The sequence below is a fragment of the Acidovorax sp. GW823-FHT02H02 genome (assembly GCF_058797075.1).
On the sequence record NZ_JBXAJH010000003.1, the window covers coordinates 314,502 to 334,540 of the forward strand.

Sequence of the window (20,039 nt, forward strand, 5' to 3'; positions counted from 1 at the left end):
AGGGTCCGTCAGACCGTGCCGGCCCGGGCCAGGTTCGGCCCGGCACGAGGTGTCAGAAGCGGATGCCTGCAGGGTTGCTGGGCGAAGGGCCGTCGATGCGGGGTGCGGGCCGTGGACGCTCAGCAGGTGTTCTTCCGGCTGGCGCGTCGGAGGCCGCCGGTTGCGCTGCCTTGGCGGCCACCAGCGGGGTCGCCGGTGGGCGGCGGTAGTTCGGTGGCAGCAGGGATTGCTGGGGGTATCCGGCCGCGTTCAGGTACTGGGTCCACTCGTTTTCGGAAAATCCCGCCAGCTGCTGGCCACCGATCGTGGCAAAGGGCAGGCCGTTGTTGCCGCCCATGCGCTGCAACGCCTCGATGTCCTCGTTGGTATTGACGGTGCGTTCGGCAAACGGAATGCCGCGCCCCACCAGCAGGTTGCGGGCGCTGTTGCATGGAGCGCAGTCACTGCCGGTGTACAGCGTCACGGGAAAGCGTGCCGCAATCTGCTGAAGCTCGTAGGGCAGGGCAGAGCCGACAGCTGCGGCGGAACCTTGCCAGGCGCCTTGTGCGGGTTTTGCATTGCTGTCGGGCGCGCGGTCCGAGAAGGTCACCTTTCCATCGGGGCCGACAATCCGGTACACGGTCTGGGCATGGGCGCCGGCAACCGCCAGCACCATCCCCAACGAGGCCAGCAACGATGTACGCAAGGGCTTGCCCATGGGTCGTCTCCTGATAAAGAAGAGTCGGTGCAACAGAAAGACTTAGTCTGCCATGCCCTGGTGGCGCAGCAAGGCATCCAGGCTGGGTTCGCGGCCGCGAAAGGCTTTGAAGGATTCCATGGCGGGGCGGCTGCCGCCCGCCTCCAGAATGGCCTGCCGGTAGCGGCGGCCCGTTTCGATGCTGGCCAGACCGTCGCTGCCGGCGGTTTCTTCAAAGGCCGCATAGGCATCGGCGCTGAGCACCTCCGCCCATTTGTAGCTGTAGTAGCCCGCTGCATAGCCACCCGCAAAAATATGGCTGAAGGTGTGGGCCGTGCGGCTGAACGAGGGTGGCGGCAGCACCGACACTTCGCTGCGCACCTCGGCCAGCAAGGGCATGAAATCCTGGGCGGGATCGTGATCGGTGTGCAGCAGCATGTCGAACAGGGCAAATTCGATCTGGCGCAGGGTGCCCATGCCACTCTGGAAGTTCTTGGCGGCGATCATCTTGTCGAACAGTGCACGCGGCAGCGGTGCACCGGTATCGACGTGCGCCGTCATGTTGCGCAGCACATCCCATTCCCAGCAGAAGTTCTCCATGAACTGGCTGGGCAGTTCGACCGCATCCCACTCGACACCGCTGATGCCCGATACGTCGCGTTCGTTCACCTGCGTCAGCATGTGGTGCAGACCGTGGCCGAATTCGTGGAACAGCGTGATCACATCGTCATGGGTGAGCAGCGGGGGCTTGCCGTCCACGCCCTCGGCAAAATTGCACACCAGATGCGCCACGGGGGTCTGCAGCGCGCCGGTGTCGGGGCGCAGCCAGCGGGTGCGCACATCATCCATCCAGGCGCCGCCGCGTTTGCCGGTGCGGGCCGGCTGGTCGAGGTAGAACTGGCCCACCAGCTGGCCGTCACGCTCGATGCGATAGAACTCGACGGCGGCATTCCACACGGGCGCACTGTCGCGGCGGATGCTGACCTCGAACAGTGTCTCGATGATCTTGAAAAGGCCGGCCAGCACCTTGGGGGCCGTGAAGTATTGCTTGACTTCCTGCTCGCTGAAGGAATAGCGTGCTTCCTTGAGCTTCTCGGCAAGGAAGGGCCAGTCCCAGGCCTGCGGATCGTTCAGGCCTATCTGGCTGGCTGCGAAGCCGCGCAGGTCGGCCACGTCCTTTTCGGCATAAGGCCGGGCGCGGCGCGCCAGATCCCGCAAGAATGAAATGACCTCGTCAGGCGACTGGGCCATCTTGGGCACCACCGACACCTGGCCGAAATTGTCATACCCGAGCAGCTGTGCTTCTTCGCGGCGCAGTGCCAGAATTTCACGGATGAGCGCCGAGTTGTCGAAACGCCTGGCCTCGCCTTCGGCCTGGTCGGAGGCGCGCGTCACATAGGCGCGGTACATCATTTCGCGCAAAGCGCTGTGGGTGGCGAACTGCATCACCGGCAGATAGCAGGGCATCTTGAGCGTGAGCTTGTAGCCGCTCTTGCCCTCCGCCTGGGCCGCTGCCAATGCGGTCTGCTGCACGTCGGCGGGGACGCCATCGAGTTCTTCCGCCGTGGCGTAGTAGGCAAAGGCGTCGGTGGCATCGAGCGCGTTTTCACTGAATTTCTGGCTCAGCTCGGCCTGCCGTTCCTGGATCTGGGCAAAACGCTCCTTGGCGGCACCGGTGAGTTCGGCGCCGCTGAGGACGAAATTGCGCACGGCGTTCTTGTGCGCCTGGCGCTGCTCGGGGCTCAGGGTGCTGGGATCAATGGCCTTGTACTTGGCGTACAGGCGCTCATCGGCGCCCAGGCGGGTCCAGAATTCGGTCACCCGGGGCAGCGCTGCGTTGTAGGCGGCGCGCAGTTCCGGGGTGTCGGCCACACTGTTGAGGTGGCTGATGGCCCCCCAGGCGGTGCCCAGGTGCTCCGTGGCAACGTCCAGCACCTTCGCAATGGCATCCCAGCGCGCAGGAAAGTCGGCGGCCGTGACCGTTTCGAGGGCGGCATTGGCTTTTTCCAGCAACACGTCAACGGCGGGGGCCACGTCGTCTGGCGTGATCCGGTCAAACTGGGGAAGGTCGGAGAAGTCGAGGAGGGCGTTGCTCATGCGTGTGTAGATGGCGCTTTGCGGTGCGGGTTCAAGTTGCGAGGCTGCGGGAGCAGGGCTGACTTCAGGCGCCGGCGGCGCGTTCGGCGGCTTCCAGGGTGTTGACCAGCAGCATGGTAATGGTCATGGGCCCCACGCCGCCAGGTACGGGGGTGATCCAGCCGGCCACTTCCTTCACGCCGTCAAAATCCACATCGCCGCACAGCTTGCCCTCGTCATTGCGGTTCATTCCCACGTCGATCACCACGGCGCCGGGCTTGACCATGTCGGCCGTGAGCACGTTGCGCTTGCCCACGGCAGCCACGATCACGTCGGCCTGCAGGGTCTGGGCCTTGAGGTCGGTCGTGCGCGAATGGCAGATGGTCACGGTGGCATCTTTTTGCAGCAGCATCAGCGCCATGGGCTTGCCCACGATGTTGCTGCGGCCAATGACCACAGCGTGCTTGCCCCTGAGGTCGTAGCCCTTGCCATCGTTGAGCGATTCGAGCATCTTCATGCAACCGTAGGGCGTGCAGGGCCAGAAGCCGGGCATGCCGGTCATCAGCGCGCCGGCGCTGGCAATGTGAAAGCCGTCCACGTCCTTGGCGGGCGAGATGGCCTCGATGACCTTTTGCGCATCGATGTGCGCGGGCAGCGGTAGCTGCACCAGGATGCCGTGGATCGCGGGGTCGTTGTTCAGGGCCTCCACGCGTGCCAGCAGCGCGGCTTCGGTCATGTCGGCCGCGTATTTTTCCAGCACCGAATGCAGGCCACTGTCCTCGCAGGCCTTGACCTTGTTGCGCACATAAACCTGGGAGGCGGGGTTGTCGCCCACCAGCACCACGGCCAGGCCTGGCGTGGTGCCCCGCGATTTGAGGGCGGCTGCGCGCTGGGCGACTTCGGTGCGCAATTGGCGGGACAGGGCGTTGCCGTCGATGAGTTGTGCGGTCATGTCAGAAAATACGGATAAAAATGGCATGTAGCGCTTTGCAGGAAAGCGCTTCAAGCTCTGAAACAGAGAGCAATCAAGCCTTGGGCGCGTTCTGGCCCAGTGCAATCTTGAGCAGATCGGCCACGGTGTTGGCGTTGAGCTTTTCCATGATGTTGGCGCGGTGGGCCTCCACCGTCTTGATGCTGATGCCCAGGTCGTCGGCGATCTGCTTGTTCAGGCGGCCGGCAACGATGCGCTCAAGCACCTGGGCTTCGCGACCCGTCAGCTTGGACAGCAGTGCATCGCGGCTGGCGGCCTGCTGGTAGCCGGCAAAGGCGTCGCGGGCATGGTCGAGCATGCGCTCCACCAGCCCGACAAGCTCTTCCTCGTCGAAGGGTTTCTGGATGAAATCGAGCGCGCCTTTCTTCATGGTGTTGACAGCCATGGGCACGTCGCCGTGGCCGGTGATGAAGACGATGGGCAAAGGCGATTTGCGCTCGATCAGTCGGTCCTGCAGCTCCAGCCCAGTCATGCCGCCCATGCGGATGTCCACGATCAGGCAGGCCACCTCGCGCGGGTCGTAGCGCGAGAGAAAGGTTTCGGCAGAATCAAAGCAACGCACCCGGTAGTCCTTGCCCTCCAGCAGCCATTGAAGCGAGTCGCGGACCGCCTCGTCGTCGTCCACTACGTAAACGGTGCCTTTTTTCGGAATCAAACTCATGCAATTGTCCTTGGGGGTTGTGCGTTTGCTACAGAATTTGTAGTGGCATCCACAGGCTTGGCAAGCGGAAGCCAGAAGGAGAACCGGCAGCCTGTGACCTCGGATCCATTGTAGAGGTTCTCCGCCCGCATTCGGCCGTGGTGCGACTCGACGATGCTGCGGCACAGGTTCAGGCCCATGCCCATGCCTTCCTGCTTGGTGGAGAAGAAGGCTTCAAACAGGCGCTCCAGCACCTCGGGCGCCAGTCCCTTGCCGGTGTCCTGCACCGAAAACTCCACCACATCTTGGTCTTCGACATGCTTGGGCACCACGCGCAGTTCCACGCTGCGGCCAGAGGTGGGGCGGTTGGCCATCTCGATGGCCTCGGCCCCGTTTTTCATGAGGTTGACCAGCACCTGTTCGATCAGGATGGTGTCTGCCATCACGAGCGGCAGGCGCGCCGCAACGTAGTGGGTCAGGCGCACGTTGTGGCGGCGCAGCTCGATGTCGGCCAGCTCGACTGCCTCGTTCACCATCGACGTCACATCGGCCAGTGTGCGGTTGGGTTCGCTCTTTTTCACGAAGGCTCGGATGCGCTGGATGATCTGGCCCGCGCGTTGCGCCTGGTGGGCGGTTTTTTGCAGGGCCGCGAGCAGGGCTTCTTCGGTGATCTGGCCGCTGTGGATGCGTGAAATCATCCCGCTGCAGTAGTTGCTGATGGCCGTGAGCGGCTGGTTGAGTTCATGTGCGACGCTAGACGCCATCTCGCCCATGGTGATCAGGCGGCTGACGGACTGCGCCCGTTCGGCCTGGCGGGCAGCCTGCTCCTGGGCCAGGCGGCGCGGAGTGATGTCGGTGGCAATCACCATCTGCGCCAGGCGCCCGTCCACCCAGTTGAGGTAGCGTGAGCGCACTTCCAGCCATTTGCCCATGTCAGGCAGGTAGATTTCGGCGTTCTCGCTGCGTGCGCTGGTCAATGAGTCGGTGGGCAGTCCCATCAGTCCGTCCTCGTCGTCCACGCCCGTCATGTGGCTGGTGGCCGCTGGCACCACGCCCGCCTGGGCCACCAGTTGCAGGTGACCCACGGTTTGCGAGCCAAACCACTGGCGGTAGAGCTTGTTGGCAAACAGCAATTCCTGGCTACCCAGCGGCGCCACCGACACCGAAGCGTCCAGCGACTCCAGCACGATGGTGAAGCGTTCATAGGAGGCCGACAGCTGCTCGCGGATGCGGTTGGGTTCGGTGATGTCGGTCATCGATGTCATCCAGCCGGTTTGCTGGCCATGGGCATCGATCAGCGGAGACACATACAGGCGCGCGTCAAACTGCGTGCCGTTCTTGCGCCGCACGCGCACCTGAAACCCGCCCGTCACGGTCTTGCCGCTGATTTCATCGCGCAGCTTGGCATACAGGGCTTCATAGTCGGATTCGGGCCAGTAAGGGAAGGGGGCCGTCAGGCCCACCAGCTCGGTTTCGCTCCACCCGGTCATCTGGCAAAACGCCGCATTCACATAGGTGATGCGCCCCTCCAGATCCAGCGCACGCATGCCGGTGAGGACGGAGTTCTCCATGGCCCGGCGGAAATTGGTTTCAGCCACCAGCGCCTTCTGGGCCTGCATGCGCCGGCGGGTGTGGCGCCAGGTCGCAATCAGCATCCAGGCCGTCATGGCGCTGAGCGTGCCGACCAGCCAGAACAGGCCGCTGCCCACCACGCCCAGTGATGTGCGGTAGGCCTGCGCCTTGAGCACCAGGCCGTTGCCCACCGGGGAAACGGGTACTTCGTACGTGTTGGCGCGCGGGGTCCACGGCAGCAACTGGGTATTGGGGTTGCGCCGGCCCAGCGGCGTGCCGGCCAGCACCTGGCCGTTGCCATCGAGCAGCGTGACGGCATAACGCGCCAGCACTTCGGTGGGCGTGCCATAGCGCAACAGGCTGTCGATGGAGTATTCGCCCAGCACCACGCCGCTGAATTTGCCCTGCTGGTTCAGGGGTACCTGCAATTGCAGCAGGGGCGTGGCGTCGCCCTGGGTGGCGGTGGGCTGCGCATACACGGGTTGCTGCAGGTCGCGTGCCAGCTCGTAGGTGTCCGTGGTGTCGCCGGGGGTGAGCACTTCACCGGCCACGCGCAACTCGCTGCTGCCCAGCGTGGGGGCCGCTTGGCTGGCACGGATGCGCCGCTTGTCATCAATCCAGGTGATGGCCTGCAACTCGGGGTGCTGACTGATCAGGGATTCGGCACGGCTCACAAACTCCGCGCGGTCCAGGTCCTGGTTGGACAGATCACGCGCAATGCGCATGAGCTGCTCCTGGCGCTCCAGAAGCCGCAGGCGCACGCGTTGCTGGGCATATTCCACATCGCGTTTAAGGGCTTCGTGTTCGCGCTCGACCTCCTCGGTCCGCAGATACCAGAAGGCAGCCACGATGGCCGCCATGAACATCAGCACGGCAGCCAGTGGTGCCAGTGCGGCAAACCGGTCCTGCCGCGTGGGGGAAAGGCCGCGCCACCACTTGCGCCAACCCCGCGCCGCAGGGGCGATGGGGGCTGCGGGTGCGGCGGTGGCTGGGGGTTTTTCCATGGGGCAAGTGTAGGGGAGGGTGGGCAGCGCCATGGCGGTGTCGTGGGCGTGTGCATTCGCCACAAAATATCGTTATATGAAATTCAAAAGCACTATTCGAAATTCTAAAAAAATATGCGAAACTCAGCGCAACGTACTAAATTGCACCCTCAACACAGGAGACAAGCATGTCAGCTCAGCCCGCCCCCCTGGCCGGAAACGGCGCCACGCCCACCATCGACACCGATCAGCAAGAAACCCGTGAGTGGATGGACGCGCTGTCCGCCGTGATCGACAAGGAAGGGGCCGAGCGAGCCCACTTTCTGATCGAGCAGCTGCTGGAGCATGCGCGCCAGAACAGCATCGACATGCCGTTCTCGGGCAACACGGGCTACGTCAACACGATCGAGCCCACCCAAGAGGCCCACTGTCCCGGCAACATCGCCATCGAAAAGCGCCTGCGGGCCTACATGCGCTGGAACGCCATGGCCATGGTGGTGCGCGCCAACCGCCTGCACCCCGCCGATGGCGGCGACCTCGGCGGCCACATCGGCTCGTTCGCTTCCGTGGCCAGCATGTTTGGTGCGGGCTTCAACCACTTCTGGCACGCCGAGAGCGAAGGCCATGGCGGCGATCTGCTCTACATCCAGGGCCATAGCGCCCCCGGCATCTACGCCCGCGCCTACCTGGAAGGGCGCCTGAACGAGCAGCAGCTCGACAGCTTCCGCCAGGAAGTGGACGGCAAGGGCCTGTCGAGCTACCCGCACCCCAAGCTGATGCCCGAGTTCTGGCAGTTCCCCACGGTGTCCATGGGCCTGGGTCCGCTGATGGCGATCTACCAGGCGCGCTTTCTCAAATACCTGCACGCCCGGGGCATTGCCAACACCGAAAACCGCAAGGTCTGGGTGTTCTGCGGCGACGGCGAGATGGACGAGCCCGAGTCGCTGGGCGCCATTGGCCTGGCATCGCGTGAAAACCTGGACAACCTGATCTTCGTGGTGAACTGCAACCTGCAGCGCCTCGATGGTCCAGTGCGCGGCAACGGCAAGATCGTGCAGGAGCTCGAAGGCGAGTTCCGTGGCAGCGGCTGGAACGTCATCAAGCTGCTGTGGGGCGCCGGCTGGGATGCGCTGCTGGCCCGCGACAAGACGGGCAAGCTGCGCCAGCTGATGATGGAGACGCTGGACGGCGACTACCAGGCCATGAAGGCCAACGACGGCGCCTTTGTGCGCAAGAATTTCTTCGGCCGCTACCCCGAGACGCTCCAGCTCGTCGAGCACATGACCGACGATGAGGTGTTCGAGCTGCGCCGCGGCGGCCACGAGCCCGCCAAGGTGTACGCTGCCTTTCACGCCGCCAACGAGCACAAGGGCCAGCCCACCGTGCTGCTGGTGAAAACCGTCAAGGGCTATGGCATGGGCAAGGCCGGTGAAGGCAAGAACACCGTGCACCAGACCAAGAAGCTGTCGGACGAAGACATTAAGTACATCCGCGACCGCTTCAACATCCCGATCCCCGACAGCGAGCTGCCCGGCCTGCCGTACTACAAGCCGGCCGACGACACGCCCGAAATGCGCTACCTGCACGAGCGCCGCAAGGCCCTGGGCGGCTACCTGCCGCACCGCCGCGCCAAGGCCGACGAGCACTTCACCGTGCCCGCGCTCGACACCTTCAAGGCCATCCTGGAGCCCACGGCCGAGGGCCGCGAGATCAGCACCACGCAGGCCTACGTGCGCTTCATCACGCAGCTGTTGCGTGACCAGGCCCTGGGGCCGCGCGTGGTGCCCATCCTGGTGGACGAGGCGCGCACCTTCGGCATGGAAGGCCTGTTCCGCCAGATCGGCATCTACAACCCCAAGGGCCAGCAATACACCCCGGTCGATCGAGACCAGGTCATGTACTACCGCGAAGACAAGGCCGGCCAGATCCTGCAAGAGGGCATCAACGAGGCCGGCGGCATGGCCAGCTGGATCGCGGCAGCCACCAGCTACAGCACCAACAACCGCATCATGGTGCCGTTCTACGTGTACTACTCGATGTTCGGCTTCCAGCGCATTGGCGACCTGGCCTGGGCCGCGGGCGACATGCAGGCGCGCGGTTTCCTGCTGGGCGGCACCTCGGGGCGCACCACGCTCAACGGCGAAGGCCTGCAGCACGAAGATGGCCACAGCCACATCCTGGCGGGCACCATTCCCAACTGCGTGAGCTACGACCCGACCTTCGCCCACGAGGTGGCGGTGATCCTGCACCATGGCCTGAAGCGCATGGTCGAAAAGCAGGAAAACGTCTACTACTACATCACCCTGCTCAACGAGAACTACGCCATGCCCGGCATCACGCCCGGCACCGAAGAGCAGATCATCCAGGGCATGTACCTGTGCAAGCCCGGCGCCGAAGGCGACAAGCGCGTGCAGCTGCTGGGCTCGGGCACCATCCTGCGCGAATCCATTGCCGCACAGACCCTGCTGGCCGCCGACTGGGGCGTGCAGGCCGACGTCTGGAGCTGCCCCAGCTTCAACGAACTGGCCCGCGAAGGCCAGGACTGCGAGCGCTGGAACCTGCTGCACCCGCTGGAAGCGCCGCGCGCGTCGTTCGTTGCGCGCCAGCTGGGCGGCCACGCCGGCCCGGTGGTGGCCTCCACCGACTACATGAAGAGTTACGCCGAACAGATCCGCCCCTTCATCCCGGCCGGTCGCCCCTACAAGGTGCTGGGCACCGACGGCTTTGGCCGCAGCGATTTCCGCAGCAAGCTGCGCGAGCACTTCGAGATCAACCGCCACTACATCGTGGTAGCCGCGCTCAAGGCGCTCAGCGAGCAGGGCAGCGTGCCCGCCACCAAGGTGGCCGAGGCGATTGCCAAGTACGGCATCCAGGCCGACAAGACCAACCCGCTTTACGCATAAAACGAACGGAGACAGAACAATGGCATTGGTCAACATTCAAGTCCCGGACATCGGAGACTTTGACGAAGTGGGCGTGATCGAGTTGCTGGTCAAGGTGGGCGACACCGTGAAGGCCGAGCAGTCGCTCATTACCGTCGAATCCGACAAGGCATCGATGGAGATCCCGTCCAGCCACGCAGGCGTGGTCAAGGAACTCAAGATTGCGCTGGGCGACAAGGTCAAGCAGGGCTCGGTGATTGCGGTAGTGGAGTCCGCTGACGCGGGCGCTGCAGCAGCCCCGGCGGCTGCCCCGGCTCCAGTGGTGGCTGCCGCTCCAGCTCCGATGGGGGCCCCAGCGCCCGCACCGGCTGCTGCGGCTGCTGCAGGCCCGATCGAAGTACACGTACCCAACATCGGCGACTTCAAGGACGTGGCCGTCATCGAGCTGCTGGTCAAGGTGGGCGACTCGGTCCAGGCTGAACAGTCGCTGTTCACCGTCGAATCCGACAAGGCCTCCATGGAGATCCCGTCGCCCGCCGCCGGCGTGCTCAAGGAACTCAAGGTCAAGATCGGCGACACCGTCAACATCGGTGACCTGGTCGCCGTGCTCGAAGGCACTGCAACCGCTGCAGCACCGGCCGCCGCACCCGTTGCGGCCGCTGCACCCGCACCAGCCCCCGTGGCTGTTGCCGCTCCTGCAGTCGCTGCAACAGCACCCGCAACTGCCGCCGCCGCGGTGGCCGTCCCCGCCCACCAGCCCGGCACCCCCACGGCCGGCCTGCCCCACGCCTCGCCTTCCGTGCGCAAGTTCGCCCGCGAACTGGGCGTGCCCATCGACGAAGTCAAGGGCACCGGCCCCAAGGGCCGCATCACCCAGGACGACGTGGCTGCCTTCACCAAGCACGTCATGGCGGGCAGCGTGCAGACCAAAGCCCAGGCCGCCAAGGCGCCTGCAGCCACCGGCGGTTCGGGCATCGGCCTCGATTTGCTGCCCTGGCCCAAGGTCGACTTCACCAAGTTCGGCCCCGTCGAGCGCAAGGACCTCTCGCGCATCAAGAAAATCAGCGGCGCCAACCTGCACCGCAACTGGGTCGTCATCCCGCACGTCACCAACCACGACGACGCGGACATCACCGAACTCGAAGCCTTCCGCGTGCAGTTCAACAAGGAAAACGAGAAGAGCGGCGTCAAGGTCACCATGCTCGCCTTCATGATCAAGGCCGCCGTGGCCGCGCTCAAGAAGTTCCCCGAGTTCAATAGCTCGCTCGACGGCGACCAGCTGGTGATGAAGAACTACTTCCACATCGGCTTTGCGGCCGACACGCCCAACGGCCTGGTCGTGCCCGTCATCCGTGACGCCGACCAAAAGGGCATCGTCCAGATCAGCCAGGAGATGGGCGAGCTGGCCAAGAAGGCGCGCGACGGCAAGCTCGGCCCGGCCGACATGACCGGCGGGTGCTTTTCCATCAGCTCGCTGGGCGGCATTGGCGGGCGCTACTTCACACCCATCATCAACGCGCCTGAAGTCGCCATCATGGGTGTGTGCAAGAGCAGCCTGGAGCCCCAATGGGACGGCCAGCAGTTCGCCCCGCGCTTGATGCTGCCGCTCTCCCTGAGCTGGGACCACCGCGTGATCGACGGCGCCAGCGCCGCGCGTTTCAACGTGTACTTTGCCTCGCTGCTGGCGGACTTCCGCCGCATCGTGATGTAACGCGAGGGCAACACCCATGGCAATCATCGACATCCAGGTGCCCGACATCGGCGACTTCGCCGAAGTGGCCATCATCGAAGTGCTGGTCCAACCCGGCGACACCATCAAGGCCGAGCAGAGCCTGATCACCGTGGAGTCCGACAAGGCCTCCATGGAAATCCCCTCCAGCCACGCCGGCGTGGTCAAGGAGCTGAAGGTCAAGCTGGGCGACAAGATCGCCGAAGGCTCGGTGGTGCTGACACTGGAGGTGGCGGGCGCAGGCGCTGCTGTCCAGGCAGCCGCACCGGCCCCTGCGGCCCCCGTGGCTGCTGCAGCTGGACAAAAAACGTCTCCAGTGACCATCCCGCAAGCACCGGAATCTATCAATCCAGTAGCGTCCAGCTTCGCAGGCACGGCCGACGTGGAGTGCGATGTGCTCGTGCTCGGCGGTGGCCCTGGCGGCTACAGCGCCGCCTTCCGTGCGGCCGACCTGGGCCTGAAAGTGGTGCTGGTCGAGCGCTACGCCCAGCTCGGCGGCGTCTGCCTGAACGTGGGCTGCATCCCCTCCAAGGCGCTGCTGCATGTGGCCGCCGTGATGGACGAGGTGTCGCATCTGTCGGCGGCGGGCATCGACTTTGGCGCTCCCACAGTCAATGTGGACACGCTGCGCGGCCACAAAGAGAAAGTCATCGGCAAGCTCACCGGCGGTCTCGCCGCCATGGCCAAGATGCGCAAGGTCACCACCGTGCGCGGCTATGGTGCCTTTGTGGGCGCCAACCACATCGAGGTCGAGGAAACCACCGGCACCGGCCAGGAGAAGACCGGCAGCAAGAAGGTCATCGCCTTCCAGAAAGCCATCATCGCCGCCGGCAGCCAGGCCGTGCGCCTGCCTTTCATGCCTGACGATCCGCGCGTGGTCGATTCCACCGGCGCCCTGGCGCTCAAGGAAGTGCCCAAGCGCATGCTGATCCTGGGCGGCGGCATCATCGGCCTGGAAATGGGCACGGTGTACAGCACGCTGGGGGCGCGCCTGGATGTGGTCGAGATGATGGACGGCCTGATGCAGGGTGCGGACCGCGACCTGGTCAAGATCTGGCAGAAGATGAACGCCAAGCGCTTCGACAACATCATGCTCAAGACCAAGACGGTGGGGGCCAAGGCCACGCCCGAAGGCATCGAGGTGACGTTTGCGCCAGCAGAAGAGGGCGGCACCGCGCCCGCACCGCAGGTCTATGACCTGGTGCTGCAGGCCGTGGGCCGCACACCCAACGGCAAGAAGATCGCCGCCGAAAAGGCGGGGGTTGCCGTTACCGACCGTGGCTTCATCAACGTCGACATCCAGATGCGCACCAACGTGCCGCACATCTTCGCCATCGGCGACATCGTCGGCCAGCCCATGCTGGCGCACAAGGCGGTGCACGAGGCGCATGTGGCGGCCGAGGTGATCGCCGGTGAACTACAGGGCAACAAGGAACTGGCAGCCGCCGCCTTCAACGCCCGCGTGATCCCCAGCGTGGCCTACACCGACCCCGAGGTCGCATGGGTGGGCCTCACCGAAGACCAGGCCAAGGCCCAAGGCATCAAGGTCAAGAAGGGCCTGTTCCCCTGGACGGCCTCTGGCCGCGCCATTGCCAACGGCCGCGATGAAGGCGTGACCAAGCTGCTGTTCGACGACTCGCCGGAGGCCCATGGCCACGGCAAGATTCTCGGTGGCGGCATCGTGGGCACGCATGCGGGCGACATGATCGGCGAGATCGCCCTGGCCATCGAGATGGGCGCCGACGCCGTGGACATCGGCAAGACCATCCACCCGCACCCCACGCTGGGCGAGAGCATCGGCATGGCGGCGGAGATTGCGCACGGCAGTTGCACCGACGTGCCGCCAGCGCGCAAGTAACGCACATTACGGCAGGAGCCCGGCAACAGAGTCTGGAGAAGCGCCATGGCAGTCAAGAAGTTCCCCCAGGCCCCCGCCCACCCCGAGCGGGTGTGCTGGGGCTGCGACCTGTATTGCCCCGCCAAGGACATGCGCTGCGGCAACGGCTCGGACCGCACGCAGCACCCGGCGGAGCTGTTTGGCGACGACTGGGACCAGTGGGGTCTGGAGGCTGACGCGGAACCGGTAGCGCCATCCCCAGCCGAAAGCATGCCCCGTTCCTGACTCCAGGCCTCGGCGCTGGCACCATTCCACAAGCCTGCGAGAGCAGCAACACAGCCGCGCCAGTCCTATCAGGGCTGCGCGGCTTTTTTATTTCCCATTGGAGAGCTCGGACAGTCTCGGTGATAACGGTGATGGAACTCGCAGTCCGAGCGGTGACAATCATGGCTCATCTATAGAGCGAACAGTTCTTCGTCAGTCGATCACGTCATTGCCATCCAGCCCGCTGAGCAACTACAAGGCTTTCGGGGCGCGTATCTGGAAACCGCCCAGCGCCTCAAGCAACAACAGGCTCAGCAAAACAAAGGCAGCACGGGTGGATCTGCCTATGCTGCCGTAAACACACCACCACCATGCAAGCCTTGCTCGATGCCATCGCCCAGATGCAGCTCCCTACCGACGCCCAGCGCATCTTCCATGGCCGGGGCGGCATGCACCCCGGCTGCGAGCAGTGGACGCTGGATGCCTATCCGCCCGTGTTCGTGCTCACCAGTTTTTTGCCGGCGGGCGATGAGACCGAGGCGCAGCTGTTCGCCATCGGCGCCGCGCTGGCACGGCGCTGGGATGCGCTGGCGCCCGGCCAGCCGCTGAACTGGGTGTTCCAGTGCCGCAATGAGGCGCTGCGCACCCAGGGTCGCACCGAAACGCGGCTCATGGCCGGCAGCGTGCCAGAGCCGCATGTCGTGACCGAACAGGGCAGCCAATTCAAGGTGCATGTGCTGCGCGGCCAGAACCACGGCCTGTTTCTCGACATGGCCGAGGGCCGCCGCTGGGTACGCGACTACGCCGCCGCGCGCAGCGCCGACCGCTATGGCCTCAAGGTGCTCAACCTGTTTGCCTATACCTGCGCGTTTTCGGTGGTGGCATTGCAGGCGGGGGCCAAGAATGTGGTCAACGTGGACATGAGCCACGGCGCCATCGCCATCGGGCAGCAGAACCACCAGCTCAACGGCATCAGCACGGGTGCCGCCTTTTTGCCGCACGACATTTTCAGCAGCTGGGGCAAGATCACTCGCAGCGGGCCCTATGGCCTGGTGATCGTGGACCCGCCCAGCTACCAAAAAGGCAGCTTCGTGGCCACCAAGGACTACGCCCGCCTGATGCGCCGCCTGCCCGACCTGTTGGCACCGGGCGGCCACGCGCTGCTGTGCCTGAATGCGCCCGAGCTGGGCGTGGATTTCTTGCACGATCAGATGCGTGCGCTGGCGCCAGAGCTGGCGTTGGTGGAACGCGTGGCCAATCCGGCGGTGTTTGCCGATGTGGACGAGGGCAGGGCGCTGAAAGTGCTGGTGTACACGCTGCCGGAGCTGGCGGGCTCCAGCGCGCTGCCTGCGCAGCCACCCATTTGATCTGCGAGCACGGGTGCGCAGGTCTCGCCGGGCTGAGTCAGGCCAGCAGTCGTTCGGTAATCTCGCACCACTCTTCGGACTCCACCGGCGTGATGGACAGGCGGCTGCCTTTTTGCAGCACGCGCATGCCCGCCAGCGCCGGCGTGCTGCGCAGATCCGCCAGGCTGACGAGGCGCGTCTTGCGCAGTGCCTGCACATCCAGCAGCAGCCAGCGGGGCTTGTCCGCCAAGGATTTGGGGTCGTAATACGGCGATACCGGGTCGAACTGCGTGGGGTCAGGCCGCGTGCCGCTGGCCACGCGCGCAATGCCGGCGATGCCGGGCTCGGGGCAACTGGAGTGGTAGAACAGCACGCCGTCACCCACCTGCATCTCGTCGCGCATGAAGTTGCGGGCCTGGTAGTTGCGCACGCCGGTCCACGGCACAGTGGCATGGGGCGCGGCCAGGGCATCATCGATGGAGCATTCTTCGGGCTCGGATTTCATCAGCCAGTAGCGCTGGAGGCGGGCTGGAGCGATGGGCGGTGCGGTCATGGCGCCATTGTGGCAAAGGCGATGGCGGGCTGGTTCTTGTGCGGGTGGCGTGCCGTATGTTTCATTTGCTTCATATTTGATAGCTGTTAGCGCCTGTTCATCCTGCGTTAGTGGCCAAAATCACTCAAATCCTGGGGTTGCATGGGCCGGGGCAGCCGTTGGCCCGTACCGCCCCAGCGCCGCGTGTCCTCGCCCGGTATGGCCAGCGGGTTGCTGGCGGGTTCGGTCAGTGGCGCCAGCAGTGCGTGCAGGTCGGCCTCGCTGAATTTGACCGCGCCCTCGGCGTCATGCCCCAGCACACCCTGGACCAGCGCGGCCTTGCGGGCCTGCAGCTCCAGCATGCGTTCTTCGATGCTGCCTTGCACCACCAGTTGGTAAACGAACACGGGCTGGTTTTGCCCGATGCGGTGGGCGCGGGCGGTGGCCTGTTCTGCCACGGCGGGGTTCCACCAGGGGTCGAGGTGGATCACCGTATCCGCCGCCGTGAGGTTCAGGCCCACGCCGCCGGCCTTGAGGCTGGCAAGCAGTATGGGGGCGCTGGCATCGTCCTGCGCCTGAAAGCTCCTGACGACTGCGCCCCGCTGGCGCGGCGGTGTCTGGCCGGTGAGGGTGAGGTAGGGCAGGGCCAGGGTATCGAGCAGCTCGGCCGCCAGCGTGAGCATTTCGGTGAACTGCGAGAACACCAGCACGCGGCGCCCTTCATCGACCAGGGCGGGCAGCAGGTCGGCCAGCAGCTCCAGCTTGGCGCGTTCGGTGCCGGGCTGGACTTTCGCTCCCTTCACAAGGCGGGGGTCGCAGCAGACCTGGCGCAGCTTGAGCAAGGCGTCCAGGATGGTGATCTGCGCGCCTTCGAAGCTCTGCCGTGCCAGCACGCGGCGCACCTGCTGGTCGGCCGTGGTGCGCACGGCCTCGTACAGCTCGCGCTGCTGGCCTTGGAGCTGCACGCGCAGGATGGTTTCGGTGCGCGGCGGCAGTTCGGTGGCCACGTCCTGCTTGCGGCGGCGCAGGATGAAGGGGCGCACGCGCTGCGACAGCAGCTGGGCGCGCAGGGTTTCGCCGTTCTCCTCGATGGGCTTGCGCCAGCGGGCGTTGAAGCTGCGCACGTCGCCCAGAAAGCCCGGCATCAAAAAGTCGAACTGCGCCCACAGCTCGCCCAGGTGGTTTTCCAGCGGCGTGCCCGTCAGGCACAGCAAGTGCGGGGCCTGCAGCTTGCGCAGGGCGCGGGCGCTGCGGCTGCCGGCGTTCTTCACCATCTGCGCCTCGTCCAGGATCAGCAGGTGGAACGGCTGGGTGGCCAGCGCGTCCACATCGCGCCAGAGCAGCGGGTAGGTGGTGAGCACCAGATCGTGCTGGGCGATCTGCAGGTAGCGCTGGCCGCGATCGGGGCCATGCAGGCTGAGCACGCGCAGGCCCGGAGCCATGCGCGCGGCCTCGGCTTGCCAGTTGAAGAGCAGCGAGGTGGGCAGCACCACCAGGGCCGGGCGGGTGAGGCGCCCCGCTTCCTTTTCGGTGAGCACATGGGCCAGGGCCTGCGCGGTTTTGCCCAGGCCCATGTCGTCGGCCAGGATGCCACCCAGGCCTTGTTCGCGCAGGTATTGCAGCCAGGCCAGGCCTTCCAGTTGATAGGGGCGCAGCTGCACCTGCAGGCCCTGCGGGGCGGCCACCGGCTGTGGCGTGCCGATAGAGCGCAGGCGCTTGGCAAGCTGCGCCAGGCCCGCATCGCCCTGCAGCTGCCAGTCGTTGTTCCAGCCATTGACCGTGCCCACGCGGTGGGCCTGCACCAGAGCGGCACGCAGGGCCTCGATGCGGCGGACCTCCCACGCACCCAGGTGCAGCGGATCGCCTTCCTTGCGCTGGTTGCGTGTCGGGTCGGTCAGCAGATCGACCATGGCCCCCACGATGGCCTTGAGCGGCCCGGCGGGCGCGTCGATGCGTTGCCCGCCGGGTGCGCGCAGCGAGATGATGGCGATTTCGTCGAGGGCCGCCATCTGCCGGGCGTTGAGCCAGCGTGCGTCGCGGCGCAGCAGGTCGGCCAGCAGGGGGGCCAGGTCCAGCGTCTGCCCATCGATCTCGATGCCCAGGCTGAGCAGCCAGGCCCCCTCGCGCTCGGGCAGCATGAGTTTTTGCACGGGGCGCTCGCGCGGGGCCAGAGACCCGTCCACTTCCTTGCCCAGCAGCTCACCGGTGTCGGCGGCGATCAGCAGCTTCCAGCGCTGCACGGGCACGCTTTCGTGCGCAAAGCCGGGGTGGACCACCACGCTCCAGCCTTCGGCGCGCAGCCGGGGGATCTGTTCGGCCCAGAAGTCGCCAAAGTGGGATTCCTGCGCCAGCGTCCACACGGGGCCGAGGCTGCTGGCGGCAGCGTGGTGGCGCCACTGCAGCTTGCGCGCATCGACGGGGATCAGGCCCAGGTCCCACACGCGGTCCATGGCGTCGGCCTCGGCGGCCAGGTTGCGCTGCAGGCGCACCACGGGGCCGCCGGTGTCGTAAAGCGCTTCTTCCAGCGCCGGGCGGCTGTTGAGCACGGTGGTGGGTGCGGGTGTCTGCCAGGCGGCACCACTTGGGGTGCGGTAGGTCCAGTCAATGCATGCGAGGGTGATGCTGCCGCTGCGCGGGCCGAGCTTTCCGTGCGGTTGCAGGCCCAGCAGGCCCTCGCCCCGGCCCAGGGTCTGCAGCGTCAGCCGGGGGCGAAACTGGCCTGGTTCTGCTGCGGCTGTCTGCGCTGGCTCTGCGGGGCGGGCCGGGGGCAAGGCGGCGCCGTCCTGCCGCAGCAAGGCCATGACGCGGGCCGCGTCCGCATCGGCCAGCGGCGGGAGCCGCTGCAGCGCTGCCGTATCGGCGTGGCTGCGCAGGGCCTCAAGCCACATTGCCACCCCCTGCTCACGCAATGCCGGTGCTGGGCGCTTGGGGGAGGGAATCTTGTCACCAGCGGAAGCCATGGGCCGGAATTTTGCCTTGGACAGGGGCGCTGCAGGAAAAGGGGCGCCGGCTTGCGGTGTAACGCGCACGGCGCAGGCTCTGATGGGAAATCTGATGACACCGCTGCTTTCCTTTATTGCATAGGCACAAGCAGCTACTTTTTAAGGAGCAATCAGCGCGGTACCGGCAACCTCAACTGGGCCCGTTGCACCACCTGCACGCAATCGCGCAGGTGCTGCTCCCCCAGGTAGCGCAAGGTGGTGTAGCCCACGGTGGCGGCCACCGCCTGGCCTGCCAGCGGTACATACTTGGCCAGCTGCCGTGTCGTGAGGCGCAGGCCCACCGCTCGGGTGGCGCGCAGCACCAGTTCCTTGGTGATGAATTTGCCGATCAGCACGGACCCGACCAGCGTGACCGCTTTTTGCACCTGCTCGCGCTGGTGCGGGTCGAGCTGGTCGAGTTGCGCAGGCGTGAGCCCAAACTGGGCATTGACTTGCGGCAGCAGCTGCGAGAGCAGGGCGGCATCTACCGCCCAGTCCAGCCCTGGCACCGGCACTGTGCTGGCCACCGCTGCCACCAGGGCGCGGCGGTGCAGCAGGCGGCGGCTGCGCTGCACGGCCGCCGCCAGTTCGGGGTTGCCTGCGGCCATTTGCCGGGCGCTTGCCATGGGCTGGCCTGCGATCAGGTCTTGCCTTTGAACAGGCCGTAGATCACCAGCAATACCACCGCGCCCACCACCGAGGCAATCCAGCCTGCAGCGGCGCCAAGCTGGTACCAGCCCATGGCCGTCCCCACGTAACTGGCGAGAAACGAGCCGGCCACGCCCAGCAAGGCGGTCATGATCCAGCCAAGCTTGTCGTCGCCCGGCTTGACCGCCCGCGCGATGAAGCCAACGACGAGTCCGACGATGAGGGTTCCGAGGATTGACAGCATGGCGGCACCTGGTAGCAAAGATGGGGGCCAATGTATGCCAAATGACCCTGGCGCGTGTGTCAGACAGGGCCTTGTGTTGGCGCAATGGCGAGAAGCCCCCAGGGCAGGCAAGGCCCATGCATGTGGGCATTGTCCGACACCCGGGCGCGCTCGGCACCTGCGCCTTGCCCGGGAGCCGACCTATGGTGGCGCCTGTGCCCCGCTCCTAAATTGGCCTCTTCGGATGAACTCGAAAGGAAATCAGATGAAAAACCATTCGGTGTCAGGCCTGCTGGCTGCAACAGTCTGTGCGGTTGCAGGTGTGTTGTCGGTACCGGTTTGGGCCCAAGGTAGGGATGAGGCATCGCTGATGCGGGGTGCCGTGCCCGACACCACGGCCCAGCAACGCTACCAGTCGGCCATCCGGGAAGCCGGTGGTGGCTTGAAGGTCAGTCTGGAAGAATGCAAGGCCATGCCCCCAGGCAAGGAACGCAAGGGCTGTGAAGCCGAGGCACGGTCGCGTTACCAGCAGGACATGGCCGACGCCCGCGCCATGCGCAGCAACCCCGACAAGGGACCCGTCAATATCACGGGTGGACCCATTCGAAGCACTGAAACGGTCACTGTGAAACCCTGACCAGGGTGAGGCCGCAGAGGCT

General features: G+C 65.6%; 15 protein-coding genes. 6 read left to right on the top strand and 9 right to left on the bottom strand.

Going from position 1 to position 20,039, the window contains the following annotated elements; genetic code table 11:
* Positions 1 to 52: 52 nt before the first annotated feature.
* The 5 genes from AC1RDS_RS05105 to AC1RDS_RS05125 form a co-directional block, all read right to left on the bottom strand.
* Positions 53 to 697 (bottom strand): glutaredoxin domain-containing protein, encoded by a 645-nt coding sequence (locus AC1RDS_RS05105; RefSeq protein WP_092698885.1) that lies wholly within the window; start codon positions 695 to 697, stop codon positions 53 to 55.
* 42 nt (positions 698 to 739) lie between these two features.
* Positions 740 to 2,773 carry a M3 family metallopeptidase gene (locus AC1RDS_RS05110; RefSeq protein WP_348682612.1) on the bottom strand — a complete coding sequence of 678 codons (2,034 nt, stop codon included), beginning with the start codon at positions 2,771 to 2,773 and terminating at the stop codon, positions 740 to 742.
* A 64-nt stretch (positions 2,774 to 2,837) separates the two neighbouring features.
* Complete coding sequence (folD, locus tag AC1RDS_RS05115) at positions 2,838 to 3,704, bottom strand: bifunctional methylenetetrahydrofolate dehydrogenase/methenyltetrahydrofolate cyclohydrolase FolD (RefSeq protein ID WP_092698888.1); 867 nt, start codon at positions 3,702 to 3,704, stop codon at positions 2,838 to 2,840.
* Positions 3,705 to 3,777: 73 nt separating this feature from the next.
* Positions 3,778 to 4,404 carry a response regulator transcription factor gene (locus AC1RDS_RS05120; protein ID WP_026435050.1) on the bottom strand — a complete coding sequence of 209 codons (627 nt, stop codon included), beginning with the start codon at positions 4,402 to 4,404 and terminating at the stop codon, positions 3,778 to 3,780.
* Positions 4,401 to 6,959: a PAS domain S-box protein gene (locus AC1RDS_RS05125; protein WP_348682613.1), complete on the bottom strand. Its 2,559-nt coding sequence runs from the start codon at positions 6,957 to 6,959 to the stop codon at positions 4,401 to 4,403. Before AC1RDS_RS05125 ends, AC1RDS_RS05120 begins: the two co-directional genes overlap by 4 nt.
* 167 nt (positions 6,960 to 7,126) lie before the next feature.
* Here AC1RDS_RS05125 and aceE point away from each other — a divergent pair, with 167 nt between their 5' ends.
* The 5 genes from aceE (at position 7,127) to AC1RDS_RS05150 (ending at position 15,017) form a co-directional block, all read left to right on the top strand.
* Entirely contained in the window at positions 7,127 to 9,841 is a 2,715-nt protein-coding gene (gene aceE / locus AC1RDS_RS05130; RefSeq protein ID WP_287877939.1) for a pyruvate dehydrogenase (acetyl-transferring), homodimeric type, read from the top strand.
* Between the two features lie 19 nt (positions 9,842 to 9,860).
* Positions 9,861 to 11,531 carry a dihydrolipoyllysine-residue acetyltransferase gene (gene aceF / locus AC1RDS_RS05135; protein WP_092698892.1) on the top strand — a complete coding sequence of 557 codons (1,671 nt, stop codon included), beginning with the start codon at positions 9,861 to 9,863 and terminating at the stop codon, positions 11,529 to 11,531.
* Positions 11,532 to 11,547: 16 nt separating this feature from the next.
* Positions 11,548 to 13,407 carry a dihydrolipoyl dehydrogenase gene (gene lpdA / locus AC1RDS_RS05140; RefSeq protein WP_092698894.1) on the top strand — a complete coding sequence of 620 codons (1,860 nt, stop codon included), beginning with the start codon at positions 11,548 to 11,550 and terminating at the stop codon, positions 13,405 to 13,407.
* A gap of 45 nt (positions 13,408 to 13,452) precedes the next feature.
* On the top strand, positions 13,453 to 13,671 hold the full coding sequence (locus AC1RDS_RS05145; protein WP_348682614.1) for a DUF3079 domain-containing protein: 219 nt from the start codon (positions 13,453 to 13,455) through the stop codon (positions 13,669 to 13,671).
* A gap of 350 nt (positions 13,672 to 14,021) precedes the next feature.
* Entirely contained in the window at positions 14,022 to 15,017 is a 996-nt protein-coding gene (locus AC1RDS_RS05150) for a class I SAM-dependent methyltransferase (RefSeq protein WP_348682616.1), read from the top strand.
* A 37-nt stretch (positions 15,018 to 15,054) separates the two neighbouring features.
* Here the strand turns inward: AC1RDS_RS05150 and AC1RDS_RS05155 are convergent, their stop codons facing one another.
* From AC1RDS_RS05155 to AC1RDS_RS05170, 4 genes are all read right to left on the bottom strand, one after another.
* The gene (locus AC1RDS_RS05155; protein ID WP_348682617.1) at positions 15,055 to 15,549 is read right to left on the bottom strand and encodes an EVE domain-containing protein; all 495 of its coding nucleotides are present in this window, start codon (positions 15,547 to 15,549) and stop codon (positions 15,055 to 15,057) included.
* Positions 15,550 to 15,656: 107 nt separating this feature from the next.
* Positions 15,657 to 18,488 carry a DEAD/DEAH box helicase gene (locus tag AC1RDS_RS05160; RefSeq protein ID WP_348682619.1) on the bottom strand — a complete coding sequence of 944 codons (2,832 nt, stop codon included), beginning with the start codon at positions 18,486 to 18,488 and terminating at the stop codon, positions 15,657 to 15,659.
* Positions 18,489 to 18,640: 152 nt separating this feature from the next.
* A complete protein-coding gene (locus AC1RDS_RS05165; RefSeq protein ID WP_287877955.1) occupies positions 18,641 to 19,135 on the bottom strand; it encodes a hypothetical protein in 495 nt (164 codons plus the stop codon).
* 14 nt (positions 19,136 to 19,149) lie between these two features.
* Positions 19,150 to 19,401, bottom strand: a complete 252-nt coding sequence (locus tag AC1RDS_RS05170; RefSeq protein WP_287877956.1) for a GlsB/YeaQ/YmgE family stress response membrane protein — start codon at positions 19,399 to 19,401, stop codon at positions 19,150 to 19,152.
* A gap of 244 nt (positions 19,402 to 19,645) precedes the next feature.
* On the opposite strand from AC1RDS_RS05170, the gene AC1RDS_RS05175 reads away from it, so the two are divergent.
* Positions 19,646 to 20,017, top strand: a complete 372-nt coding sequence (locus AC1RDS_RS05175) for a hypothetical protein (RefSeq protein ID WP_492226702.1) — start codon at positions 19,646 to 19,648, stop codon at positions 20,015 to 20,017.
* Positions 20,018 to 20,039 lie beyond the last annotated feature (22 nt).